Source organism: Phormidium sp. FACHB-592 (assembly GCF_014695795.1).
Classification (GTDB): Bacteria; Cyanobacteriota; Cyanobacteriia; order Leptolyngbyales; family Leptolyngbyaceae; genus Stenomitos.
Window position 1 is genome coordinate 1 of sequence record NZ_JACJOZ010000104.1, and the last position, 22,692, is coordinate 22,692.

The 22,692-nt window shown below is 49.6% G+C and carries 20 protein-coding genes, 1 tRNA gene and 1 pseudogene; 11 read left to right on the forward strand and 11 right to left on the reverse strand.

Going from position 1 to position 22,692, the window contains the following annotated elements:
* Positions 1-167: transposase (locus H6F86_RS29255; protein WP_190454480.1), on the forward strand; the 167-nt coding region annotated here is incomplete at its 5' end.
* Positions 168-210: 43 nt separating this feature from the next.
* On the opposite strand, the pseudogene H6F86_RS29260 reads toward H6F86_RS29255, so the two are convergent.
* From H6F86_RS29260 to H6F86_RS29270, 3 genes and pseudogenes are all read right to left on the reverse strand, one after another.
* Positions 211-1,066 (reverse strand): annotated as a pseudogene (locus H6F86_RS29260) (IS5 family transposase); the annotation flags it as partial.
* A 29-nt stretch (positions 1,067-1,095) separates the two neighbouring features.
* The gene (locus tag H6F86_RS29265) at positions 1,096-1,464 is read right to left on the reverse strand and encodes a hypothetical protein (RefSeq protein ID WP_190454482.1); all 369 of its coding nucleotides are present in this window, start codon (positions 1,462-1,464) and stop codon (positions 1,096-1,098) included.
* Positions 1,465-1,831: 367 nt separating this feature from the next.
* Positions 1,832-2,134 carry a helix-turn-helix transcriptional regulator gene (locus H6F86_RS29270; RefSeq protein ID WP_347241348.1) on the reverse strand — a complete coding sequence of 101 codons (303 nt, stop codon included), beginning with the start codon at positions 2,132-2,134 and terminating at the stop codon, positions 1,832-1,834.
* Positions 2,135-2,176: 42 nt separating this feature from the next.
* Here H6F86_RS29270 and H6F86_RS29275 point away from each other — a divergent pair, with 42 nt between their 5' ends.
* The 4 genes from H6F86_RS29275 (at position 2,177) to H6F86_RS29290 (ending at position 4,214) form a co-directional block, all read left to right on the forward strand.
* On the forward strand, positions 2,177-2,464 hold the full coding sequence (locus H6F86_RS29275; RefSeq protein WP_190454491.1) for a hypothetical protein: 288 nt from the start codon (positions 2,177-2,179) through the stop codon (positions 2,462-2,464).
* Positions 2,461-2,778, forward strand: a complete 318-nt coding sequence (locus H6F86_RS29280; RefSeq protein ID WP_190454494.1) for a helix-turn-helix domain-containing protein — start codon at positions 2,461-2,463, stop codon at positions 2,776-2,778. Before H6F86_RS29275 ends, H6F86_RS29280 begins: the two co-directional genes overlap by 4 nt.
* A gap of 69 nt (positions 2,779-2,847) precedes the next feature.
* A complete protein-coding gene (locus H6F86_RS29285; RefSeq protein WP_190454498.1) occupies positions 2,848-3,519 on the forward strand; it encodes a hypothetical protein in 672 nt (223 codons plus the stop codon).
* 5 nt (positions 3,520-3,524) lie between these two features.
* Positions 3,525-4,214: a hypothetical protein gene (locus H6F86_RS29290; RefSeq protein ID WP_190454500.1), complete on the forward strand. Its 690-nt coding sequence runs from the start codon at positions 3,525-3,527 to the stop codon at positions 4,212-4,214.
* A 166-nt stretch (positions 4,215-4,380) separates the two neighbouring features.
* Here the strand turns inward: H6F86_RS29290 and H6F86_RS29295 are convergent, their stop codons facing one another.
* On the reverse strand, positions 4,381-4,533 hold the full coding sequence (locus H6F86_RS29295; RefSeq protein WP_190454503.1) for a hypothetical protein: 153 nt from the start codon (positions 4,531-4,533) through the stop codon (positions 4,381-4,383).
* Between the two features lie 1,303 nt (positions 4,534-5,836).
* Here H6F86_RS29295 and cas12k point away from each other — a divergent pair.
* Entirely contained in the window at positions 5,837-8,323 is a 2,487-nt protein-coding gene (gene cas12k / locus H6F86_RS29300) for a type V CRISPR-associated protein Cas12k (protein WP_190454506.1), read from the forward strand.
* Positions 8,324-9,307: 984 nt separating this feature from the next.
* Positions 9,308-9,979 (forward strand): hypothetical protein, encoded by a 672-nt coding sequence (locus tag H6F86_RS29310; protein WP_190454511.1) that lies wholly within the window; start codon positions 9,308-9,310, stop codon positions 9,977-9,979.
* Positions 9,980-10,933: 954 nt separating this feature from the next.
* Here H6F86_RS29310 and H6F86_RS29315 read toward each other — a convergent pair.
* The 5 genes from H6F86_RS29315 to H6F86_RS29335 all read right to left on the reverse strand — a co-directional run bounded on the left by H6F86_RS29315 (position 10,934) and on the right by H6F86_RS29335 (position 15,767).
* Positions 10,934-11,004: transfer RNA gene (locus H6F86_RS29315), tRNA-Cys, on the reverse strand.
* Positions 11,005-11,092: 88 nt separating this feature from the next.
* Positions 11,093-12,913 (reverse strand): L-aspartate oxidase, encoded by a 1,821-nt coding sequence (nadB, locus tag H6F86_RS29320; protein WP_242033759.1) that lies wholly within the window; start codon positions 12,911-12,913, stop codon positions 11,093-11,095.
* A gap of 274 nt (positions 12,914-13,187) precedes the next feature.
* The gene (gene psbU / locus H6F86_RS29325) at positions 13,188-13,640 is read right to left on the reverse strand and encodes a photosystem II complex extrinsic protein PsbU (RefSeq protein WP_190454514.1); all 453 of its coding nucleotides are present in this window, start codon (positions 13,638-13,640) and stop codon (positions 13,188-13,190) included.
* A gap of 335 nt (positions 13,641-13,975) precedes the next feature.
* Positions 13,976-14,968, reverse strand: a complete 993-nt coding sequence (locus H6F86_RS29330) for an adenylate/guanylate cyclase domain-containing protein (RefSeq protein ID WP_347241358.1) — start codon at positions 14,966-14,968, stop codon at positions 13,976-13,978.
* Positions 14,969-15,137: 169 nt separating this feature from the next.
* Positions 15,138-15,767, reverse strand: a complete 630-nt coding sequence (locus tag H6F86_RS29335; protein ID WP_190454579.1) for a DUF3120 domain-containing protein — start codon at positions 15,765-15,767, stop codon at positions 15,138-15,140.
* Positions 15,768-16,286: 519 nt separating this feature from the next.
* On the opposite strand from H6F86_RS29335, the gene H6F86_RS29340 reads away from it, so the two are divergent.
* The 4 genes from H6F86_RS29340 (at position 16,287) to H6F86_RS29355 (ending at position 19,850) form a co-directional block, all read left to right on the forward strand.
* Positions 16,287-17,228: an undecaprenyl-diphosphate phosphatase gene (locus H6F86_RS29340; protein WP_242033761.1), complete on the forward strand. Its 942-nt coding sequence runs from the start codon at positions 16,287-16,289 to the stop codon at positions 17,226-17,228.
* A gap of 61 nt (positions 17,229-17,289) precedes the next feature.
* Positions 17,290-18,624: a TIGR03279 family radical SAM protein gene (locus H6F86_RS29345; RefSeq protein ID WP_190454519.1), complete on the forward strand. Its 1,335-nt coding sequence runs from the start codon at positions 17,290-17,292 to the stop codon at positions 18,622-18,624.
* A 175-nt stretch (positions 18,625-18,799) separates the two neighbouring features.
* Positions 18,800-19,456, forward strand: a complete 657-nt coding sequence (locus tag H6F86_RS29350) for a MotA/TolQ/ExbB proton channel family protein (RefSeq protein WP_190454522.1) — start codon at positions 18,800-18,802, stop codon at positions 19,454-19,456.
* Positions 19,443-19,850 (forward strand): biopolymer transporter ExbD, encoded by a 408-nt coding sequence (locus H6F86_RS29355; protein ID WP_190454525.1) that lies wholly within the window; start codon positions 19,443-19,445, stop codon positions 19,848-19,850. Before H6F86_RS29350 ends, H6F86_RS29355 begins: the two co-directional genes overlap by 14 nt.
* Before the next feature lie 218 nt (positions 19,851-20,068).
* On the opposite strand, the gene H6F86_RS29360 is transcribed toward H6F86_RS29355, so the two are convergent.
* Both H6F86_RS29360 and H6F86_RS29365 read right to left on the reverse strand, forming a co-directional pair.
* On the reverse strand, positions 20,069-21,484 hold the full coding sequence (locus H6F86_RS29360; protein ID WP_190454528.1) for a UDP-glucose/GDP-mannose dehydrogenase family protein: 1,416 nt from the start codon (positions 21,482-21,484) through the stop codon (positions 20,069-20,071).
* A 151-nt stretch (positions 21,485-21,635) separates the two neighbouring features.
* The gene (locus tag H6F86_RS29365; protein WP_190454531.1) at positions 21,636-22,631 is read right to left on the reverse strand and encodes a UDP-glucuronic acid decarboxylase family protein; all 996 of its coding nucleotides are present in this window, start codon (positions 22,629-22,631) and stop codon (positions 21,636-21,638) included.
* Between the last annotated feature and the right edge of the window lie 61 nt (positions 22,632-22,692).

The window sequence follows — 22,692 nt, forward strand, 5'->3', positions numbered from 1 at the left end:
TCGAAGCTGCAGGTTGCCAATTGCTGTATCTGCCGCCTTATTCCCCCGACTTTAATTGCATTGAAAAGTGTTGGGCTTGGCTCAAAAGCCGCATTCGCAAAGCCTTGGCATCTGCTCCATCACTACGAGAGGCAATGGAAGCAGTTCTCAAACATGCAACGGCTTGATCTCGATAGTATCAATGCCGCAACCTTTCAGGCGACCGCTATATAGCCACATTATGATCGACGCTAGAGTCAGCATGGCGAGGTACTTTTCAGCCTTTTTCTCATAACAAGTGGCAAGGCGACGATACTGTTTCAAACGATTGAAACACCGCTCCACCCGGTGGCGCTCACGGTAGAGCACCTTGTCAAACCTACCCCTGTGACGTTCGTTGGCTTTGCAAGGAATGGTGATGCAAATCCCTCGTCGTTGGCGGTAGCGACGAATCTTGCCACTGCTATAGCCTTTGTCACCACTCACATGCTGGGGGCGCAAGCGGGGTCATCCTGCCCCAGTACGTTTCAGCGCTCCCTGCACCATCAACTGCTCAAAGACCACCGTTTCATGGCGTTCACCCACCGTGACCAAAAACGTGATGGGTAAGCCGTTACCATCACAGCGCCGATGGATTTTGGTACTAAAACCGCCTTGGGAACGCCCTAAAGCCTCTCGGTCTTGCACTTGTGTCATGGCATCACGCCCACTCTCTGGGTTGAGTTCCCCCTTTTTGCCCCGCCGTATGTTGGTGGGCACGGATGACACTCCCGTCCACAAAATGGATGTCCCAATTCAGGTTGCCGTCAGCATCCGCTTGCTGTTGTAACTGTGCTAAAAGCCGCTGCCACAGACCCGTGCACCGCCAGTGGTAAAAGCGACCAGACACGGTCTCCCAGGTGCCATTGCGTTCTGGTAAGTCGCGCCAGGGCGCACCGGTCCGCAGAACCCACAAAATACCGTTGATAATCCTGCGGTGATTGTGACTGGGTCGTCCGACCGCAGGCTTTTGAGGGGGCAGGAGCGGCTTGAGTTTTTGCCATTGCGTCTGGCTCAGGTCGCCTCGACGCTGGAGGGGAAGAATCATCCGTACCAATTGCACTCGCTGTCTCCAGGCTAGCAAACGTGTTCAAAAGGTTTTAAAACAGACCCTAGTATCCAGTCAAATTGGATCAGCAGTGTAGGGATAGGGGACACCTCCTTCAAGTCAGCTAACCGATCGACTCCATATACCGTACCTTGAGCTATCGATAGGTACACAAACGAATCAGCATAGCTGAACATGGGAAAATCCCTACTGCCATCGACTCTAGCTACTCGCAAGCCTATCCGGATCGTACAGTGAGCAAAGCTGCCAACCTGTTGACGAATCTGCTCTGCTTCCGCCTCTCCAACTTTGGCTTGAGCTTGCCAGGTTCGCATTTCTCCAGCAATCGTTTGGAGGTCCTCCAAAACCGTCGCTCGCAGATGTAAATCAAAGCGCACAGTCAGTTCCTACCAGTGTTACAGCCTTGCCATAATCTAGCAGCCATCAATCAAGCAACTTAGCTTTGTCAGCATTGAGTCTTGCTTTAGCTCGTATCTTCCCGACACTAACCAGGTATTTTCTTTTCACGGCAATACCCACCTGAGCCATTTTGATGGCTCGTTCTACCCACAAGGCGTCCAAGATGACGTTGCTTAGACGAGAGTTTCTACCATAGCCTTTTGACTTTCAGCGGCTGCAATGGTCATCCAAAATTTTTCGGCATTTACCATTCGCTAAGAGTCCCAGTGCTAGCAATGAAGCCAATAGACTTTTACTAAAGAGTCGATAGGGCTAATGCCTCTCGAATCGTTACTCACGACACAATTAAGTCTCAGGGATCGCTTCCCCTTTCTTTTGGTCAATCTTGTAGTCACAAAAAAGTGAGACGACCGATATATCCAGAGCATTAGCCAGCTTTTCGATAATCTCCAAGGAAGGGTTTCCCTCTCCTCGTTCAATGTCTGAAAGGTAAGTCCGGTGAAGTTCGGCGCGTTCAGCAAGCTCCTCTTGCGAAAGGTCTAACTCCCGCCGTCGTCGCCGTACTGCCTTTCCAAAACGTTGTTTGATATTTAGCGGATTATCCTTTGTCACCGCACAATACTTGCGAACTAGCGATGACAAGTCCACAGGATATAAACTATATTTTGTAGGATATATCCTTCATTACTTATGATTCACTTGCCCGCTACTTTTCCAGAGCAAACGCCTGCACCAAAATTTCAGCTAGGCGATCGCGTCCGCTTTGTCCCTCTTCCTACCGAAGATTACGGCATCATCGTCGGACTCCAGTTCGTACCGACGGCACACCTTCCGGGCTGGGGATGGCGTTACACCCTCTGGCTTGATCCCCAGTCACCCAGTCGTGCCTGGGCTGACTCAGACTTGGTCTGGGAAGACGACCTGCAACGTTTCACGCTTGACCCGGCTGACCCTTTGTTCCAGGAGCAACCCGTATGACCCCGCAAGCCTTAGGCAGACGCGAACTTGCGCTGCTGCAATTTTACTGTGGCTGTCAGTTCAGCATGACCCCGCATGCGTTCTACGCTCGCTGGGGCGTCACACATACGCAAATCGCTCAGATCTGTGGCGTGAGTGAAGCTTCGGTAGACCGCTGGTTCTCACACGGCAAGCACCGCCGTGTGGCTGAAGTCAGGCACCGCCGCAAGCTGGCAGAGATGCATTTTATCTGGGAGCACTACGAGCGCGTGCCCCTAGAACTGGTCGCTTACATCTGTTCACCCCCACCCAATGGTCAAGTCCCCTCACCGTGATAGGAACCATTTCCCTTGTTTCTTAGGGTTGCTTTATGGTGATGGAACCAAACTCAACCCAGTGGCTTTGTGATTGAAATTTCCCTGGAAAAACGCTGCCTTCAGATCGACCGCATCACAGGGGCGCTCGCTCAGGCTGCCTACAGTCGGTCTGCCATGAAACCCGAACTGCTGACACGGCTAGAGCACTTAGCTGCTCCCTATGCACCCCTCCCCTCCTGGTCCGTGCATCCCAATACCATCCGTGCCCTGGTGCGGCGTTATTCGGAACAGGCTGCCTTTTACCCGCTGGAGGAAATGGCACAGTGGCTTGCCTATCAGCGGTATGGGCTGTTCCTGCTGCCAGGGCACCAACCCCTCTTTTATGCCCGCACAGAACATAAAACCATCTGCCCTAACCGTAGTGCCACGGCGGCACTGGGTGAAGCCTGCCTGGGTTTGGTCATGCAGCACCTCTACCACGGTCGGCTCTTAGCGAGACCGATCGGCGACTATCCCGACGCTGTCTGTGCTCACCCCACAGACCAGGCAATCTACTTGGGTGAGGCAAAAGCGACAGCGGCTCAGACAGTCGATGACATCAAGCAGGTGATCGATAGTGAACTGCCACGCTTTATCCCCTTTGTAATCGCAGCCAATGCCCTCGACCATACATCCACTCAAGTGCTGGGGCTACTGGTCGGGACCACGATCCTGAGCAGCGACCAGTGGCACTGCGCGATTTCTGAAGTGCAGGTCTAAAGCTGATGGTACAAGCTATCTCCGATCGTGAGTTCATTCTGCAACAAGTGGTGCGTATGCTGCTTGAAAACACAGAGACTAGCAGTGACAGTAATCTGGTGCTGCAACTGGCATTGACGGAACTGGTCAAGCAGGTGATGCGCGAACTGGCGCAGGAGGATGGTGAAGCTGACCATCTCCAGGGCAAGCTGTTACAGAGCGCGGTGCAAACGACCACTCAACTGATTGAGGCACGGGTGGAAGCGGCAGCACAATCCGACCTCTCCCCTTCTTTTGCACGGCTCTCCCGTTCGCTCCGCTGGGTCGCTAAAGAAATGACCGCGTTGGGGTTGCAGCTCCGCCAAGCACAGCAGGGTGAAGTGATGCGTGCGCCCAAGGTTGTGAGCGATGCTCCCGTCCCGTTTCAAATCACTGAGTTGGGAACACGGGGTCATCTGGAGGGCTTGATTGCCACCCCCCTGGCAGACTGCCGTTTGCAGCAGGAGCGCGTCCGGCAGTCCTACCGGGTACAAGCCAGTCGGGGTTATCCGTGGGAAGTGGAAAGCGAGGGGATCACGTTCGTTGTTGAGGCGGATAGCAGCATCATCACTTTTCTAGAGGGCTTTCCCGATGCTGTGATTGAGCAGGCAAAGGCAGCGTTGGAGCAGCTTGCTCATGACTTGTATGCCCCGCTTGAAGTCTGGGAAAAGTTCTAGTCAAGACCAGAATGGCACCCAAGACGCTGGAGCATTTAGCGCAGGGCAAGCCGCTCTAGCAAGCAGCCAAACTAGCTAGCACAGCGCTTGGCGCGATCGCTGCCAGTGGCGCGACTGGCTAAGAAGGTTTGCCCTCATGATGCTGCTGGTCTCACAGCACCTTAGCTTACCGACAAGCCATCGTGGGCAGATCTCCCCCACCATCTTTGGGTCCCTCTGTAGCCAGCATCCGGCAAATAAGGCTAGAAGAAACATTCCCTGTGGAGATAAGGCGCTTCTGAGCAAGGGCAGAGGCAGCTTGAAGACGATCTCGGGTCAATTAGACAGCCCAAAGACTCCAGAGTTTGAGTGGGAAAGCACCAGTAGAGGCGCAACACGCAACACTGGCTCTAACAAGGCGATCACTACTTTTAGGCAAGCAAGCTGTGGTCACACAGATGAGGGGATGTTCAACAGCCATGAGTCTCCCGGCACTTTGGAAAATAGCGTTACTCTTTTTGTCCAATCGCTAACTCTAAAGAGCAATGCACGGTATAGCTAAAATCGCTGCTGCCCAAACTTATAACTTCATTTTAGCAAGTCACAATCTGAACGTTTCTACAAACGTATACCTAGAGTTTTTCATCCTAACAGCAACATCAGAATGCAACAAATTGGGTAGAATTCCGATTGCAATATAAAATTAAATATGCTAGGTAGAAAACTTTTTACGGCAAAAAGATTAAAGAGAAGGTAACATTTAGGTTTGCAAAATAAGTGAAATTATGGTTGCATTTTCGAAGGAAATATGCTGACTTGAAGTCACTGTCCAGACTCCCATTCTTGCATATCCTGCTTACTCTCTTGTTCTCCTAACATTATAGCATCCCACTTTAGAAATGGGAAACCAAAAGTTTAGCTTTCTAGATGCTGACCAAATAAGGCTTAGCAGGAATACTCTGCGGAAAACTGCATTTAGACTTACACTCACTTTTCTTGAATTAAGGCATCAAATACTGAGGTGTCTTCTGTATTGAAATCGGTGATGTACTATTTTTTACTTTGTTTTTTCTATCTAAGACAACCGTATAAATTTTGCCAAAACAGCTTCGGATGAAAATTAATTCTGTATATGCTTCACTAAAGATGTTCTCAACGATACAAGCGCTTTGTATGCTTCTTGACTCTTGTTTGCTGGCGAAATCAGGCTTTCTAGTCTTATGAAGACTCTTTATGAATCGCTCAAGGTTGAAATCCTATGCTCTTTCACTCCTTCAATAGTGCAGGCTAAGTAGGTCTTTTAATTAAGAGCAGTTGTTGATGAGCTAACTTTTTGATGGAGTAACGATCTAAGATGGCGCGGTTTCTGAAACTATCTAAATTCATTGTCAATCTTGATCTCATTCAACTAGTTCACTTCAATCCAGAACCTCCTACTGCTTCGGTTTTTTTGGGTTCAGGGTACGAAGAGACTATCTTTACTGGTGAAGATGCTTTACTCCTTATGGACGCTATTGACGAACGAGCAATACATGGCATAGACGTTCCAGTGCCTAACGGTAATTTAACCGCAGACTAAAAGCTATGCCTCACCTCATGTTGAATTTTGAGCAGGAATTAAATGTTTGGAGGAATCAATTGCAATGCAGACAATACAAATGCTTCTGTGCGCTTCTGAAGAAGCGCGTCAGCATCTCTGGCTCATAACCATTGTGTATACACTGTTGGTCAATCAATTGAGCCAAGAAGTGAGCGCACATAACGATTTTCAAAGCTGGCAAACTCAAGGGTTTGTATCTCAAAAAGCTGTTCAAGCAATCTGTAAAAAGTTAAAGAAAACTGAGGAATTTTCAGGTCTTCCAGCACGCATTTATACCTCTGCCGTTTTGATGGTTAGCTTTACTTTCAAGTCCTGGTTCGCCATCCATAAAAAACGTCAACAGAAGCTTGACGGTAAACGCAGATGGTTGCAAATGACATTGGAGGCACTGGCATTGGCTGAAAGCATGAACTTCAGTGCCGAGACAGTTCGTGCTAGAGCCACAGAGATTTTGCTAGAAATCCAGGCTCAACTTGAAAAACGAGCAGCTAAGCAACAAGAGTCAGGGGAGCTTGAGCAGCAGAGCCAGACAGCACAGGCTTCAGTCATGAGCCTTCTGTTTCAGGCTTATGACCAGAGACAGGAGCCTTTAGATCGCATTGCCATTGCTTATTTACTGAGAAATGACTGCAAGGTCAATGAGGAAGAGGAAGACCCGGACAAACTCGCGCTGCGCCTGGAGAAGAAAAAGATTGAGATTCAACGGCTCGAAAAACAAATGGCAAGCCAGCTACCGACTGGTCGTGATCCAACAGGCGATCGCACACAGCAATGTATCGACGAGGCGATTGCCTTTGCTGAACACACCACCTTGATTCCAGCTAACTTCTGGTTGCAATGGCATCGTACGCTGCTGACCAGGCAGTCTGCTCATGGCATAAGTGTACAGCTCTGGGCACTTGGCTATCTCTATGACCGCCTGAATGACGACGCTGAGTTTGAGGCTTGGGAGAGGGATCTGCCACGACGGCTGGCAAAGCTCTCTACTAAGTTTGAAGCCCTTCCTTACCCATTTATCTTTGGCGGTGCTGACGTGTATTGGTCACGGGAAGCAGACGTACCCTCGAACACAGTCAAAGCTTCATCCTCACGCCAAACAGCGCCAAGCACAGTTGATGTGCAGAAGCAGCGCAAACGCAAGCGCTGTAGAACCCGCAGACGACAGAAAAAGTTAACAGGACGGTTCTGTGTCCGCTTTAAAGGTAAGGGACTGAGCCATCTCAGGTTTAGAGTGTACTGCGATCGCCGTCAACAACCAATCATCAACCAGTTTGTGACTGACGACGAAGAGCTTAAGGCACGCGACAAGGACAACAAATTTTCGCTAGGCTTAGGCGCTTTGCGATCAGCTCACTTGCTGTGGGAGGAAGACCGTCAACAGTTACACACGAAACAGCATTGGAAACTTCAAAACCTTTGGCTGAAATGGTTTTGTGCGCTGTCAAACGGCACTGCGATGAGGGATAGCGAGCTTGACTTATGGTTCACCAGCCTTTTTTATCTGGCTTTAAGCAAGAGCATTCCCTGGCAGACCCATCGTTCATACCTCCACTGTACGATTGATCCGCGTTTGTTAACGGCTGAGGGCACGGAAGCAGTACGGCAAGAGAAACTCGCTAAAACACTTGAAAGACTTGCACAGGTGGAGAAAAACGTGAAATTGGTAGAGCAACAAACTGAGCAGCAAGCGCATGAGGACGGAGAAACGCTTGCTACTGCAGGCGAAATGGAACAACTTGATGAAGAGCAAGACGAAGAGAGTGTGGCGCAGCAAGGCAAACATCGCCAGACAGCAGTCAAGCGACTGAATTCGACTCGCACTCGTCTAGGCAATGCTTCACCCAGCCGCCCGCCGCGACAAACTATTTCTCAACAGCAGGATATTGCCGTGGGCGTGTGCTTCAGTCGAGAAAAAGTCTTAGGAGTTGCCGTGGTCGATACGCGATCGCAAGCGGTATTAGATTTTTGCAATCTACGAAGTTTATTAACTGATGATCGACTCGCTCTACTCACGAAACGCGCCGCGAAGATTCCAGCCAGCCGCAAGGGTAAGCGCAGTGTGAGGCAACTTCAGTTGAAAGACTACCGCTTGTTCAATCGCTGGCGTCGGTTACGCCATCAGAACTTGACTCAGAGGGGCGATCAACAGCGGCATGGTTTGTATGCCGAAAGCCATGAGGAGTCCAACCTGGCACAACATCTCAAACGAGTCATAGCAAAAAAGCTTTTGCAAATGGCTCAGCAGTGGCAGGCAAGTCGCATCACTTTGCCGGATTTTGGAAATTTACGAGAGAGTGTTGAATGCGAGATCCAGGCGAGAGCAAGGCGAAAATTTCCAGACGATAATGTCAAACTTCAAAAACAGTACGCTAAGGAGTTGCGAATGTCCCATCACCGTTGGAATCACAAACAGCTTGCCCAATCTATTCGTGCTTGTGCTGCCCAAACTGGGGTGCCAGTCATGACTGCCACCCAGCCCAAAGAGGGAGAATTGCGCGACAAAGCCGTAGCACTCACGCTCGCTAGGTAGCCAGTCTTTGTTTACGAAGACAGATTGAACCTTGACAAAGCAATCAGGTATCGGCGCGCTGCTTTGCAGCTAAAAATACGGGGTCAGTTTTTTTGCTTTCCGTCCCCGGTAGTTGTTCGCTTCTGAAACAATGTGGTTGTTCTTTGCCTGTCAAGCACAGGGTGCAAACGCCACATCATGGGTATGCGGGTGCGCCACCCACCCTAGGAAGCCGTTCTAGCTATTAGTGACTCAAACCTCTAATAGTCAAGGATACAGAAATACATGTGCTATCTGCCAGTAAAGATCTTTTAAGATCGGCTGAACGATAGGGGACAACTACTCTACGCCCCAAGCATGGGTTGAGCCTACCCTTATTTTTTGGCAAGCCGAAGTGAGGTCAAATTCCCTGGACGGTTTGCCAAAAGGCTGAGAGGCTTGTCAGCACTGGCTTTGTGCACAACTTGCTGGCGCTTCTTCGACTAGAAAGAGCCTTTCTGTCTAAGAATGCGGAACCTTCGCCAAAAGTATGCTGACAAGCCAAGCGCGGCAAGCCTTTCAGCGCCAAGAGTCTCCATCGACTTCCTGGCAACAGGTGGGTTGAAAGGAACGTTTACAGGGCATTGTCGCCAGTATCACGTGTCACCATCGACTTCCTGGCAACAGGTGGGTTGAAAGTCACATCGCATGGGCGAACTGTTGGGCGACACGGCTGTCGCCATCGACTTCCTGGCAACAGGTGGGTTGAAAGACGGCTCACAAAGCAACAGCAACCTGACACTGAGCCTTTGACTCTCCTCAGCAAGCAGGTAAGAAGGTCGTAGTTGGTTCTCAGGGGTAGGTTGAAAGAGGCAGGGGTCTGCAAACTATTTTGTAGAACCGTTTGAGAGAGCAACAAGGCGATGGCTACCGAAGTCTTGTTTGCTTCATTTCTAATGCTTTTGTAGGCAGTTGGTCACTATGGCAGCGACAGGAAAAACGTTCTAGAAATATAAGGAGAAATTTATGGTGCAAAAAACCCTCAGCCAACCAGTCAAAGTACAGTATAGCAATCAGGTATGGTGCTTATCTTTTTCATCTCTCGACATTGCTGTCGAGGATGAGAACGGCGCAATGCTCGGTCAGCCTACGCTGGCAGCGATTTCTGATCTCTATTCATCGGTCATTGCAGGATGTTACTTAGGTTTTGGAGAACCAAATCCGCTGATTGCAGTGGCAGCCTTACGGCACGCTATCCTTCGTAAGAACTATCCTCTCGAAGTTGGCTTATTAGGTGATGGGGCTGTTTATGGAGTGCCTGCAATGTTAATGGTCGATGCCTCTACACTCTGGACCTCAAGTAACTTCGCACCTCTGCATCATTTGCTCGAAAAGCTTGACATTACTTTAGTTCGGCGGACAGCACCAGCAGCAGGCGCGACCATCGAACGGTTTGTCGAGGGCTTCAGTAGCAGAATCGAATCTCTCCCACTGAAGAGCACTGGGCGTTTGGCAGAGGGAGAAGGACAGAATCGTCTAACCCTTTCACAATTAGACCGTTTGTTCGTGCAGTACATTGTGAATGAATACAATCAATCACTGCATCCTCGCGATCGAAGCCAAACGCGCTTAGAGATGTGGCAGTCTGGGCTCACTTCTAGTCCCCAAGTGCTCTTAGAGCAGGACTTTGAGGTGTAAGTTGCATTGGTAGACAATTTCATAGGGGGTACCTGTGGCATAGCGGATGGAGTAAGCTCCTACCCGCTATTTTTTTGTCGATCAGCTTTTAATCTTGTTAGCACCTAACTTGCTTGTGCTTATCAATATTTTACAACTACGCATAAGCCTAAAGACGTTAACAATTCAAGCCCTCATCTGCAAACACCATAACAAGGTTGACTTGATAGGCTGTGTCAATGATTTGAAAACTGCATTGTTATAAAGATCGCAGCCACCATGCCATTTGCTTTACTCAGTCATCTGCCTAGTTACAGCGCAATTAATTTAACAACCTTTTTTGTAGACTTCCTGGAGGCTGCAATCCTCGCGTCTCAAGGTATTTAGGTGGCGAACTAATTTGACAGGGCAAAGCTAGAATCTAAAATTCTTCCTTTTGCAAAGAGGTTGTCAAGACCGTGAAACAAAAGGGATTCCGTCTTTCATCTTTCTTACTTCGCATAGCCAATTTAATACCAGCACAAATAGAGTGACGGCGGAAAGCTGTGCTTCGTGCTATTTGTCCTAGAAGATAAACAAAATTTTATTCAAATAAAAATAGTTGCGCAACTCATTTGCAAATTGGTGTAATTCTGCGCAACTCACTTAAAAGATTCTTATTCTGCGCAAGTTATTTGCTAAAATTCAATCCACTTAAACGTCTCAGAACGCCTTATCTGCAAGGGTTATAGTAATTGAGCAAAAATCAGATAATTTCCATTGAATGATTACGCAAGTCATTTGCAAATCGGTGTAGTTTTGCGCAACTCATTTGAACTGAGCAAAACAGCCCAAAAAAGGTCATTGCGCAACTCATTTGCAAATTGCGCAATATAATGTGCTCAGTCACAGATGTTTCAGCAGCTGTTGGAAATTAATCCTTTAAAACTGCCTAATAATTCTTGAATGTACAGCGTGACAGCTGACAACATATGAAGGCGGCACCCAGATTCGAACTGGGGGTAAGGGATTTGCAGTCCCCTGCCTTACCACTTGGCCATGCCGCCAGAAACATAGATTGATGACAGAAATTAAACTATACCAAATTTCGTTCCCTACTGATCGAAAGGATATACAGCTAGCTTTGTTTTCTCGTTATCCCTGGTACAGCAAAGGCGCTTTGCTCCAACAAGTATTGCTGAAAGCGCCTTTGTGATGCTGTTGGGCGATTGTATGTACCGCCCATGCCTCTGCCACGTTAGGGTAATCAACCCGGTAGTGCCCACCTCGGCTTTCGGTGCGGAAGTGTGCGCTCTTGAGAATGAGCCAGGCAACATCAAGCAAGTTACGGGTTTCTGCCCAAACTCGTAGCTCTGCGTCAGCAGCGATCGCCTCAAGCGCAACAACCTTGCCTGGTTGACGGTGCAGCAACGCTCGACTTACAGCAAGGTTCGCAAATTCTTCTTGCCAGTATTCAACCTGAGCGATCGCCGCCGCCATAGTTGTGCCGTCGCGACAAATGCCTGCACTTCGCCACACCAGACGAGGCAGCTCTTGACGAAGCATTTTGAGCTTATCAGAGTCAGCGAGGGTGGAAGGTAGCTTGCTGATGGGCTGGGGTGGTTTCAGTGGCGAGAGCGTAGAAGTTTTCAGATTGGAGTGTTCGAGCAGTTCCTCTGCGCCTCCGCCCTCTAAAGTCTCCACGACCTGTTCCAACGCCTCACTTCTCCACCTCCCGTTTACTTCTAAGTGAGCAAACTGCGCGCCAAAGACCAGACATTCCAACAATGAATTGCTGGCAAGCCGATTTGCGCCATGCACACCCGTACTGGCTGTTTCACCAACAGCATACACACCAGGAATGGACGTTTGGTTACCTAGGTTGGTAGCAATGCCACCCATCCAGTAGTGGGCAGCGGGTGCAACGGGAATAGGTTCACGAAAAACATCAATGCCCCAGCGTTGACACACTTGAATAATGTTAGGAAAGCGGTGCTGGATTGTTTCAGGTGCAATAGGTCGGAGATCCAACCAGACATGAGCAGACGCTGGATCAGCATGGGTTGTTTGCGAGTAGCTGAAGATCGCACGGCTCACAATATCTCTAGGGGCAAGTTCGCCTGCTGGATGATAGTCAAACGCAAAGCGTCGCCCGTGATCATCAACTAAATGAGCGCCTTCACCCCGCACAGCTTCGCTAATAAGAAAGCGAGGGGCACCAGGTTTTGTTAACGCTGTAGGATGAAATTGCACAAATTCTAAATCGCGCAAAATGGCACCAGCACGATGAGCGATCGCTACACCATCGCCTGTACTCAGTTCTGGATTAGTCGTTTGGGCAAAAACTTGACCACCGCCACCCGTCGCGAGAATTACAGCCTCTGCTCGCAGCCAAAGTACCTGTCCTTGATAAAGCAAACAAATGCCCTGACAGTGATCGGTTACTTCATCCATCCAAAGGTCAAGCGTCAACGCCTCTGACAGCACGCAGATGTTCTTGCGACGCAAGACTTGCGCCGTCAGGGTGCTAACCACTTCGCGACCCGTTGTATCGGCTGCATGGAGGACTCGCCGTCGAGAGTGTGCTGCTTCTAGAGTGAGCGCTAGGGTACCATCATGGCGATCGAAGGCAACACCCATGCCGACTAAGGCTTGAATGCACTCTGGTGCCTGCTCCACCAGAAACTTAACCGCCTCGTAGTCGCACAGTCCGGCTCCTGCTTGCAGGGTATCGGCAAGGTGCAGTGCTGGGGAGTCTGCCGGATCGGTCACTGCCGCAATGCCGCCCTGTGCCCAATCACTGGCAGACAACGAGAGGGTATCTTTTGTTAGTAGCCCAATCTGAAGATGATCTGGCAGACAAAGCGCTGTGTATAGTCCGGCTGCACCTGCTCCCACAATGATCACATCAAATTGTGGGGGTAACTCAGATGCAAGGGGCGATCGCAAAACAGACGATGGCAACGGCTCTACCAATGTTAGGGTTCAGATTTTAGCGTAAGGAGATGCGAGACTCTACTAAGTAACAAGGTGCTACCTGTAGACAACGAGGTAAACTCCTTTAAGCCGACTCAACGGCGGGCAAGCTCAGACTCAGTGTTGCTCGCTCAATGCCTTTAGTCTAAAGCTACTGACTAAAGTACGGGTCAAAAACAAAAATTGCTCTCCGACCACATAGCAGCCATTGAGCAATTTAGTTTACTTACTTGAGCTTGAGCTTAATTGAATCAGCCTTCTTAGACTGGCACGATCAGCGGTAGATTCCGTTATTAATCCGATCGGAGCCTTCTACTAGAGCATCTTCTACATCAGTGACGGTGAAGTTATCCAGATTTGACTGCAACACTTCTTTCTGTTTATCAGTTAAACCTGCGATCTCCAAAACATCCTCAACGCTTTTGTAAGGTGCGTTCTTGACAATTAACCCTGCCAGAGTAGGATATAAGCCCGCATACTGCCTGAATGAACGCACGTTTGTGTTATTCAAGTCGAGCTTCTTACCGTACTCGGAACTGAGTTTTTCGCCTACAACATCACGAATCGCTTCAGCCGCAAGCAAAGTCGGGGCGATCGCCACGCGCTGCAACTGATAGCCAGTTAAATTGTCCAAATTTCCTGCTAGAGCCGTTTGTGGCATTCCAAGCCAACCTAGGCAGCCAACCAGCATACAAAGAACTGTCAATACACCAACCAACCGTTTCATGAATACATTCCTCCCTTCCTGTCGTATGGAAGCCATACACAGCATTTGTTTAGAGCCTATCATTTCCTGGTCATCATCTCTCACTATGGCACGCCTGACTAGAGTGTCTTGGTGCAAATCTTTACACTTGAGGAAGCAAGCAGCCAGTGCCAACAAGCAGTTGCCTTGTCATAGCGAAAGCAACTGCTTCGGCATGGTGAAGGGATGAAGCATGAGCGTTGAGCGATCGCCATTCACTGCAAAAATATTCAGTGCAGAAATTGCTGTGGCTCAAGCCCTCAAAGCATACGCTAATTTTTTAAGCCAGCAGCCAGATCACCTTCTAACTTATTTGCCTAGCTTCTACTCTTCATTTGCAGGAAGGTTTCCAGGTCTGGAAACGAGCACGCATGAGCTACCGTCGAAACCTCGTAGCCTTTGAGGTTAACCGTGTAGTTTCTGAATAGATCGATCGACGTGATTTCGAGATCCATTAAGTGCTTATACGTCGTCTCGCCAACAGCAATATCGAGACCAATTTGCTTTGTAGAGGTTTCCAGCCTAAAGGCTGCATTTACGGTATCGCCTAGTGCTGTGTAGTCAGGGCGATCGCCGCTGCCTGTATTACCGACCATCGCATAGCCTGTATTAATGCCAGCCCCAATTCGCAGTGGGAAGGGGAGCGGATAGAGGTTGTACAGATCGCTCGTCATTTTATGAAGCGCATTCAGGGCACGAAAAATGCGTAGCATCTCGTCGTTATTCACACCCTGCGGTCCATGAATCCAGATTGCCATGACGGCATCGCCGATGTATTTATCAACCCAACTGCCATACTCGCGAATAATGTCGCCTGCATGGCGAAACCAGGTACCAATGACTTCTGACAAAACCTTTTCATCCAGTTGGCGCGTCAGCACTGTAAAGTCGCGGATATCTACCACCAAAACGGAGATTAAACGACGCACGTGCAGCGTTGCTGTTGCCGTAAATTCCTTTGAATCAGCGCCAGCACCTGAGTCAACAGGCGGATTTAAGGTCGGGCAGTAAAAGTCAAGCTCTGTTTGCCCAAACGTAAGGCGATCGCCATTATGCAGCGTGACCGGAATGCTGACCCGACGACCATTCACAAATGAGCCATTGCGACTACCCAGATCGATCAAATAAAATTCGCCAGTCTCCATGCACTGCAACATGGCGTGGTTGCGAGAGATCCAACGATCAGGCAAGACAAAATTATTATCCTCACTGCGCCCGAGTGTCCAGCAGTTGCTACCCGCAAGCGGTAACCGCCGACTGCCAGAGTCAGTACGAAGTACGAGATGGGGAGTGGGTTGTAAAGTCACCACAGGCTGAGACAAATAATCCTTTCCTATGATGCATCCTGACATATCTCACTATGACAGTGTAGTCTTTCGAGGAAAATTCGCTCAAAACAACTTGAACTAATCTTTCCCAGTCGAACTTGCATAGAGAGAATGCGGCAGAGCTACAAGACACATCGAGCTAGAGAAGACCTCAGGAGGCAGTCGCCGCTAGCCAAAACAAGCTATCTACCAGAATTGTACTCAACACTGCGCCACTAAACGCCCACCAGTGAAGCTGCCGCGAGAACAATGGCAACATCGCTACCGCAAAGAGGATAGAGACCAGCACGATCGCCCATCCAGAACCCCACGGTGTCTGCATTTGAGCGATCGCATTCTGAAAGATAGGCTGTACAGCATCAGGATCGGCTTGAGCATTAACCTGCATCAGCTGCCGCCAGTAGGGGATCAAATCAACCAGATAAAAGTAAACATCCGTTACAACCGTTCCAAAGAGGGAACCGAAGTAGAAAAAGTTGCCAATCTTGCCAGAGTTACGAGCCACGCCCCAAATGGCGATTGGTAAGCCAATGGCTTCTATAGGCAGATGCAGCAACGGTTCCCACCGAAACCAACCCCAGTAAACCGACCCTGCCAGCCATGTCCAGGTAAAGCCGATTAGCAAATCGCCCCAACGCTCACTTGCAGGACGCTTGAGCAGTTGCAGACTCAGCAAGAGCCACCCAAGCGTCATCACAAGACTGAGCCACGGCACGAGACGCACAAGGGGAGCTTGCACAAAGACGGGCACCGACACTAGAACCACTGCGGCAGCCAGCATGAGCCAACGTTGCAATCCTTCAGCTTTCTTCACTGAAGAGGTTACTAACGCTTCACTCAACTCAGAATGCAGTTCTGGCAGGTAGATAGCTGGCGGGGCGGCAGAGGTAGAATTAGATGCGGGGGTGTAGGAAACCAAAGTATTACTAATGTTTCTTATTTACTTTACTTTACTTAACATAGCACAAATCCATCTATACCCCCCAGGGGGATATAGCCACTATCCTAACTTGAATTTCTGCTAAAGTGCGGCTGCGGCTGTTCGCGATCTGTCAGGGCTTGATTAAGCTTACAGAGATCGTTCAAGGTGGCGATCAAGTGCGCTACCGCTACTTAAATATGATTGGCGTGAATGTTATCAGCGCTGCAACCAGAAATTACTCTATTAGTCAGCCTAATCAGCCATGCTGCTGCGAAACATCTCCTGTTAGACATGCATAGCAAGTGTAGGTTGGGAAATAAAGCGGTATGCCTTTAGAGCGTTTGCCAAGGTTGCCGCGATCGTTATGGAGAATAGTTAATGGTTTGGTTAATGTCAAATCCAGGTTTCTTTCTGCTTAATCAGGGATGGCATGGTCTGTTCAGCCCGATTTCAACGCTTGCAGTCAGCGATGCCGTAACACCTGTAGTGCCTTCCAGCCCTGGTTTGCTGCTTAGTCTCTTGCAAGCGATCGTGCTGGGGTTAGTGCAAGGCATTACTGAGTTTTTGCCAATTAGCAGTACGGCTCACCTCATCATCTTTACCGATGTTTTTCACTGGAACTACCTCGGACAAAAGTTTTTTGTTGATGCCATTCAGTTTGGCAGCGTTGTGGCGGTGCTGTGGTACTTCTGGGCAGACATTCGCCAGATTTTGACTGGAGGCTGGGCAGCGTTTCAGCGCAAAGATTGGCAGCAAGAAGAGTGGAAGATCCTGGTTGGTATTGCTGTTGGCACCTTGCCCGCGTTAAGCGTAGGATTTCTGTTAAAAGATGTGCTGCCTGAAAGCCCGCTGGTCATTGGTATTGCCTCTATTGTGATGGCGCTGTTGTTGGGGTTGGCGGAGACGATTGGTACCCGCAAGCGTGACTTTAATGCACTGGAGATTAAAGATGGCATTTTGGTGGGGTTGGGGCAGATGTTGGCACTGGTGCCTGGTGTCTCGCGCTCTGGCTCAACGCTGACGGCGGCTCTCTTCCTGGGTTTAGAACGGCGAACAGCGGCACGGTTTTCTTTCCTGCTGGGCATTCCGACGCTGACGATCGCTACGCTCTATCAGTCCCGTAAAGCCTTTGGCAACCCCGAAATGCTGCTGCCGTTGCTCGTGGGGATCGTTTCTACCTTTATTTTTTCTTACCTTGCGATCGCCTGGTTGCTGCGCTTTTTGCAAAACCGGAACACTTGGATCTTTGTTTGGTATCGGTTGGCTTTTGGAGGGGCATTGCTGCTTGCGGTAGCAGCAAATTTATTCAGAGACGCTTAAAGACCTGCACGATTAGAGTGGTGGGGTGTAGGGTGGAAGCAGTGCTACCCTGTTCACTCCCATGAGCGAAGTCTCGATTCGTCCTGCTTTAATTACTGCTGTTTTGCCAGACTCGATCGCGGCTGAGATTGGGTTTGAGATTGGCGATCGACTCGTGTCGATTAATGGTCAACGTCCCCGTGACTTGATTGACTATCAGTTTCTTTGTGCCGATGAAGTGTTGGCGCTCGAAGTGCTCGATACGGCTGGTAAACCGCATCAGGTAGAAATCGAGAAAGACTACGACGAAGACTTGGGGCTTGAGTTTGAAAGTGCCCTCTTTGACGGTTTAATGCAATGCAACAACCGCTGCCCCTTTTGTTTTATTGATCAACAGCCTCCAGGGATGCGGCAAACCCTTTACCTCAAGGACGACGACTACCGCTTGAGTTTTCTTTATGGCAGCTATCTCACCCTGACTAACGTGAGCCAGCGTGAGTGGGATCGCATCGAACAAATGCGGCTGTCTCCTCTCTTCGTCTCGGTACATGCTACAGAGCCAGACATACGCAGCCAACTCCTCAAAAACCCTCGTGCGGGACAGCTACTAGAGCAACTGCACTGGTTTCAAGAACGGCGGCTGCAAATTCACGCGCAGGTAGTGCTATGCCCTGGGATCAATGATCGCGAGCATCTCACTCGCACGCTCCTTGACCTGTTTGAGTTTCATCAAGATGATGTGCCCGCTGTTGCGTCGGTTGCCGTTGTACCTGTGGGCTTGACGCGCTTTCGTCCCAGTGAAGATGAACTCATCCCAGTCAGCCGCGAAAAGGCGCAGGAAGTGATTGCCCAAGTGCAAGACCTACAAGCCAAATTTCGCCAGCAGGTCGGCTCTACTTTTGCTTGGTTAGCGGATGAGTGGTTTCTCCTCGCCCACCAGGAGTTACCGCCCGAATCGCATTACGAAGACTATCCGCAGCTTGGTAATGGGGTTGGCTCGATTCGCCAATTCCTCAAACAGTTCCAAAGCGCTGCTCGAAAGTTGCCCACACAGTTGGCTCAGCCGCGTCGCCTTACGTGGGTCGTCGGTAATGCAGTAGAACAAGCCTTTCAGCCCATCCTCGATCGCTTCAATCAGGTACAAGGGCTAGAGGTGAGTATGGTGGCGATCGCCAGCCAATACTGGGGGCAAACCATGACTGTGACGGGTCTACTCACCGGACAAGATATCCTGCACGCACTTGAGGGGCGAGAGTTAGGCGATGCCATTCTTCTACCATCCTTGATGCTGAAGCATAATGACACATGCTTTCTCGATGATATGACGGTTGCAGACCTGAGTCAGCAATTGCAGACACCCATGCTTATCGTTGGCGATGTGGAGCATTTGATCGAGACAGTAATGGGCGAGGGATGAGGGGTGAAGGACAAGTTCTTGCTTCCTCCGCTCTCCTGGCTTCCCTTTACCCCTGCTCCCCTCACTCCTTCTGCTTAAATGTGCGTCCGATTCAACCTCACCTGATAAGCTGTTGAAGGTTTGCGATCGCCGCTTGGTGGGCTAATGCTTTTTCGGTGATGCTTTAAGGTTCGGCATGATATTTGAGCAAATTTCCAACGTCTTTGAAGCCGGTGGCATCGTCATGTTTCCGCTGCTGGGCTTCTCAATCGTGGCGGTAGCGTTAATTCTAGAGCGTCTTCGTTTTTGGCTACGGATTACCAAGCGCCAGGATAAATTTGTGCGCGACATTCTAGATCTTTACCAGCGCAGTCCTAGAGCCACATTGTTGCAGCTAGAGCAAAATCTAGATTTACCGGTCGCTCGTATTTTTCTGGCAGCATTGGGACTTGATCGCCCCAATCCAGAAGAGTTTCGTCTGGCATTAGAAAGTGCTGCTCAGGCAGAGATGCCGTTAATTAAGCGGTTTAACACAGTGTTTGAAACCATTATCAGTCTGTCACCGCTGTTAGGACTGCTGGGCACCGTTTTAGGGCTAATTCGCTCGTTTGCATCACTTAGAATTGGTGAAGTGAGTGCTAACAACGCTGCGCCCGTTAGTGCTGGTATTAGCGAAGCACTAGTCTCAACTGCGGCTGGCTTGGCAGTGGCAATCCTCACCCTTGCCTTTGCCAATACGTTTCGCGGACTGTACTTGCGTCAAATCGCTTTGATTCAAGAGTATGGTGGGCAAATGGAGCTGCTCTACCGTCATCGCTACGAACGAGGAGAAATTCCCTATGCGTCTCCCTGAAGAACCAGATAATCCGCCGCAGCTAAATATTCTGCCCATGATCGACGTGATCTTTGCGCTGCTGACATTTTTTATCCTTTCTACTTTGTCTCTCACGCGATCGGAAGGTTTGCCTGTTAACTTACCAAAGGCGGCGACAGCGCAACCGCAATCAAGCAGCCAGATTGTAGTAACGCTCAACCAGCAAGGACAGCTTACACTCAACCGCCGACCGGCACAATTAGGTGATTTGCAAACAAGGATTCGGGCATTGATGGGTAATAACCCGAATGCAGTAGTGGTAATTAATGCGGATGAGCGTGTGAGCCACGGGCAAGTTATTGCCGTGATGGATCGGCTGCGGTTGATCCCTGGCGTAAGGCTAGCGATCGCGGCTCAACGCCCAGCACCATAGAAAGGCAGAAGTAAAAAGGCAGAAGGCAGAGGGTAAAAGTAGAAAGGCAAAAGGCAAAAGGATAAAACGCTACAGCGGTTGGCAGCTAGTATGAAGTACACCTTAACAGTCTGAAAGCAAGACTGGGAGACTTCTTCACTTCAGGCTTCAGACTCCTAGCTTCTGAATTTCGCTGTATAGCGTCACTTTTGCCTTTTACCTTCTACCTTTAACCTTCTTTAACCTCTTCCAACACCGACGTAGCGGAAACCAGCTTGCTCTAGCACCTTGCGATCGAGGAAGTTACGACCATCAATCATGACAGGAGTGTGCATCAGCGATGCCATTTTAGCGTAGTCAAGTTCACGAAACTGCTTCCAGTCTGTGACCAGTACCAAAGCATCACAGCCGTCTGCTAGGCGTTCTGCATCGGTTTCGACCATAACATCTGAGAGACCGTGCCGCATTCCGGTTTGCGCGATGATTGGGTCGTATGCTTTCACTTTGGTTCCCAGGCGGGCAAGCTGCTCGATGATATTAAGTGCAGGCGCGTCCCGCAGGTCATCCGTGTCAGGCTTGAAGGTAAGACCCAACAGCCCAACCGTTTTACCTTTGAGGATTTTCAGCACTTGCTGGAGTTTTTCGATTGCAATAATGCGCTGTTGCTGGTTAACGCTGACAGCAGCTTTTAGCAGGTGTGCTTCGTAGCCATAGTCATCTGCTGTATGGATGAGAGCAGAAACGTCTTTGGGGAAACAGGAACCACCCCAGCCAATACCAGCTTGCAAAAACTTGTTGCCCACACGGGAATCTAAGCCAATGCCTTTAGCGACTTCAACAACATCGGCACCAACGCGCTCGCAGATGTTAGCTACTTCGTTAATGAAGCTAATCTTAGTTGCTAGAAACGCATTGGCTGCGTACTTAATCATTTCTGCCGAGCTGAGGTCGGTTTCTACAACAGGTACAGGGGGCAGAGTTTTGTCGATCGCATACTCACGTCTGACAATGGGCGCATAGAGCTCTTGCATCAGCGCGATCGCCTTCGCACTGGTGCTACCCAACACAATGCGATCAGGGTTAAATGTATCGTCAACCGCACATCCTTCGCGTAAGAACTCAGGGTTGCTCACCACATCAAACGCTGGATCTGGCGACAGCACCTTACGTGTTACCAGATCTTCTGTAGCGCCAGCGCCAGCCAGCACAGCCGCATTCAATGTTGCTCGCTGCTCGGCAAAACCTTCCATAATCAGCATTCTGACCCAATCGCCAGAGCCAATCGGTACAGTTGATTTGTTAACAATGACCTTATAGTCACTGCTGAGATGAGAACCAATGCCTCGTGCAACCGCTTCAACATAGCGTGTGTCGCTTTCACCATTGGGTAAGGCAGGCGTACCAACTGCAATGAACAAGATTTGTCCATGGGCGACACCTGCTGCCAAGTCGGTGGTGAACTCAATTTTTTCTGATTGAATCGCCGCTTTGATGATGTCTGATAGCCCTGGTTCAAAGATGGGCGACTGACCACTTTGCATCAACTTCACTTTCTCTTCGTTGTTATCAACGCAGATAACGTGATGACCGACATGAGCGAGGCAGGCTCCAGTTACTAAACCAACGTATCCCGTACCAATGACACAAACGCGCATAGGAAAATCCTCAAGGAGTATTAGCAATTAGCAAGAAGCAATCTGTAGGCAATGTAGCCAGCGCAAAGAATGGGGTCAGACCCCCTGATGACATCTGTTGAATGTTAGTCTGCTCAGTGCTTAGACTGATTGCAGCAGACAACAAGCAAAACTAAAGGGTCGTCACGCGATCGCGAGGGGCACCGCTTTCATTAGAAGCACCCTCGTACTGAGCGTCTGGATCGATCATGCGAGCCCGAAAATCGTCAATTGTGTAGTCAAGACCTTGCTGTAAAGGCACTGTGGGCTGCCAGCCGAGCCAGTCGTTTGCCTTAGTAATGTCGGGCTTGCGACGGCGAGGATCGTCTTGAGGCAGGGGTTCAAAGCGAATCTCGGCTGACGGATTGATTTTCTGTTGAATAGCCTGAGCAAGCTGAAGGATAGTGTACTCGTCTGGGTTGCCCAGGTTAATGGGTCCCTTCTGTTCGCCATTCATCAGACGGATTAAGCCCTCTACCAAATCAGAGACATAGCAAAAGCTCCGGGTCTGAGAGCCATCACCGTAGAGAGTTAGGGGTGTGCCTCTCAATGCCTGCACAATAAAGTTGCTGACGACGCGCCCATCATTCTCTAGCATTCGCGGACCATACGTATTAAAAATACGTGCGACTCGAATTTCGACCCCATTTTGGCGATGATAGTCAAAAGCAAGTGTTTCAGCGACACGCTTGCCTTCGTCATAGCAGCTCCGAATGCCGATCGTGTTGACGTTACCCCGGTAGTCTTCGGTTTGGGGATGCACTTCGGGGTCGCCGTAGACTTCAGAGGTGGAAGCGAGCAAAAACCTTGCTTTGACACGCTTTGCCAAACCCAGCATATTAAGCGTGCCAATGACATTGGTCTTGATTGTTTTAACTGGGTTGAACTGGTAATGCACTGGTGAAGCGGGGCAAGCCAGGTGGTAAATCTGGTCTACTTCCAGGCGAATTGGCTCTGTAATATCGTGGCGAATTAGCTCAAAGTAGGGATGATTAAACCATTTCAGCAAATTACGCTTGTGACCTGTATAGAAATTATCGAGGCAGACGACTTCGTGACCTTGAAGCATCAAGCGATCGATCAGGTGCGAACCGATAAAGCCAGCACCGCCCGTTACCAGAATTCTCATAGTTTCTTAAGAAAGGGATTAGGTTCTACAAGCTAATTCTTTCTCCTAAGACTAATGGGCA

Excerpts from the sequence above, each read along its gene's own strand:
- psbU (WP_190454514.1), bottom strand. The coding sequence starts at position 13,640 with ATGAAACGGTTGGTTGGTGTATTGACAGTTCTTTGTATGCTGGTTGGC.
- H6F86_RS29365 (WP_190454531.1), bottom strand. The coding sequence starts at position 22,631 with ATGAGAATTCTGGTAACGGGCGGTGCTGGCTTTATCGGTTCGCACCTG.
- H6F86_RS29290 (WP_190454500.1), top strand. The coding sequence starts at position 3,525 with ATGGTACAAGCTATCTCCGATCGTGAGTTCATTCTGCAACAAGTGGTG.
- H6F86_RS29280 (WP_190454494.1), top strand. The coding sequence starts at position 2,461 with ATGACCCCGCAAGCCTTAGGCAGACGCGAACTTGCGCTGCTGCAATTT.
- H6F86_RS29340 (WP_242033761.1), top strand. The coding sequence starts at position 16,287 with ATGGTTTGGTTAATGTCAAATCCAGGTTTCTTTCTGCTTAATCAGGGA.
- H6F86_RS29275 (WP_190454491.1), top strand. The coding sequence starts at position 2,177 with ATGATTCACTTGCCCGCTACTTTTCCAGAGCAAACGCCTGCACCAAAA.
- H6F86_RS29345 (WP_190454519.1), top strand. The coding sequence starts at position 17,290 with ATGAGCGAAGTCTCGATTCGTCCTGCTTTAATTACTGCTGTTTTGCCA.
- H6F86_RS29350 (WP_190454522.1), top strand. The coding sequence starts at position 18,800 with ATGATATTTGAGCAAATTTCCAACGTCTTTGAAGCCGGTGGCATCGTC.
- H6F86_RS29310 (WP_190454511.1), top strand. The coding sequence starts at position 9,308 with ATGGTGCAAAAAACCCTCAGCCAACCAGTCAAAGTACAGTATAGCAAT.
- H6F86_RS29335 (WP_190454579.1), bottom strand. The coding sequence starts at position 15,767 with ATGCTGGCTGCCGCAGTGGTTCTAGTGTCGGTGCCCGTCTTTGTGCAA.
- cas12k (WP_190454506.1), top strand. The coding sequence starts at position 5,837 with ATGCAGACAATACAAATGCTTCTGTGCGCTTCTGAAGAAGCGCGTCAG.
- H6F86_RS29355 (WP_190454525.1), top strand. The coding sequence starts at position 19,443 with ATGCGTCTCCCTGAAGAACCAGATAATCCGCCGCAGCTAAATATTCTG.
- H6F86_RS29360 (WP_190454528.1), bottom strand. The coding sequence starts at position 21,484 with ATGCGCGTTTGTGTCATTGGTACGGGATACGTTGGTTTAGTAACTGGA.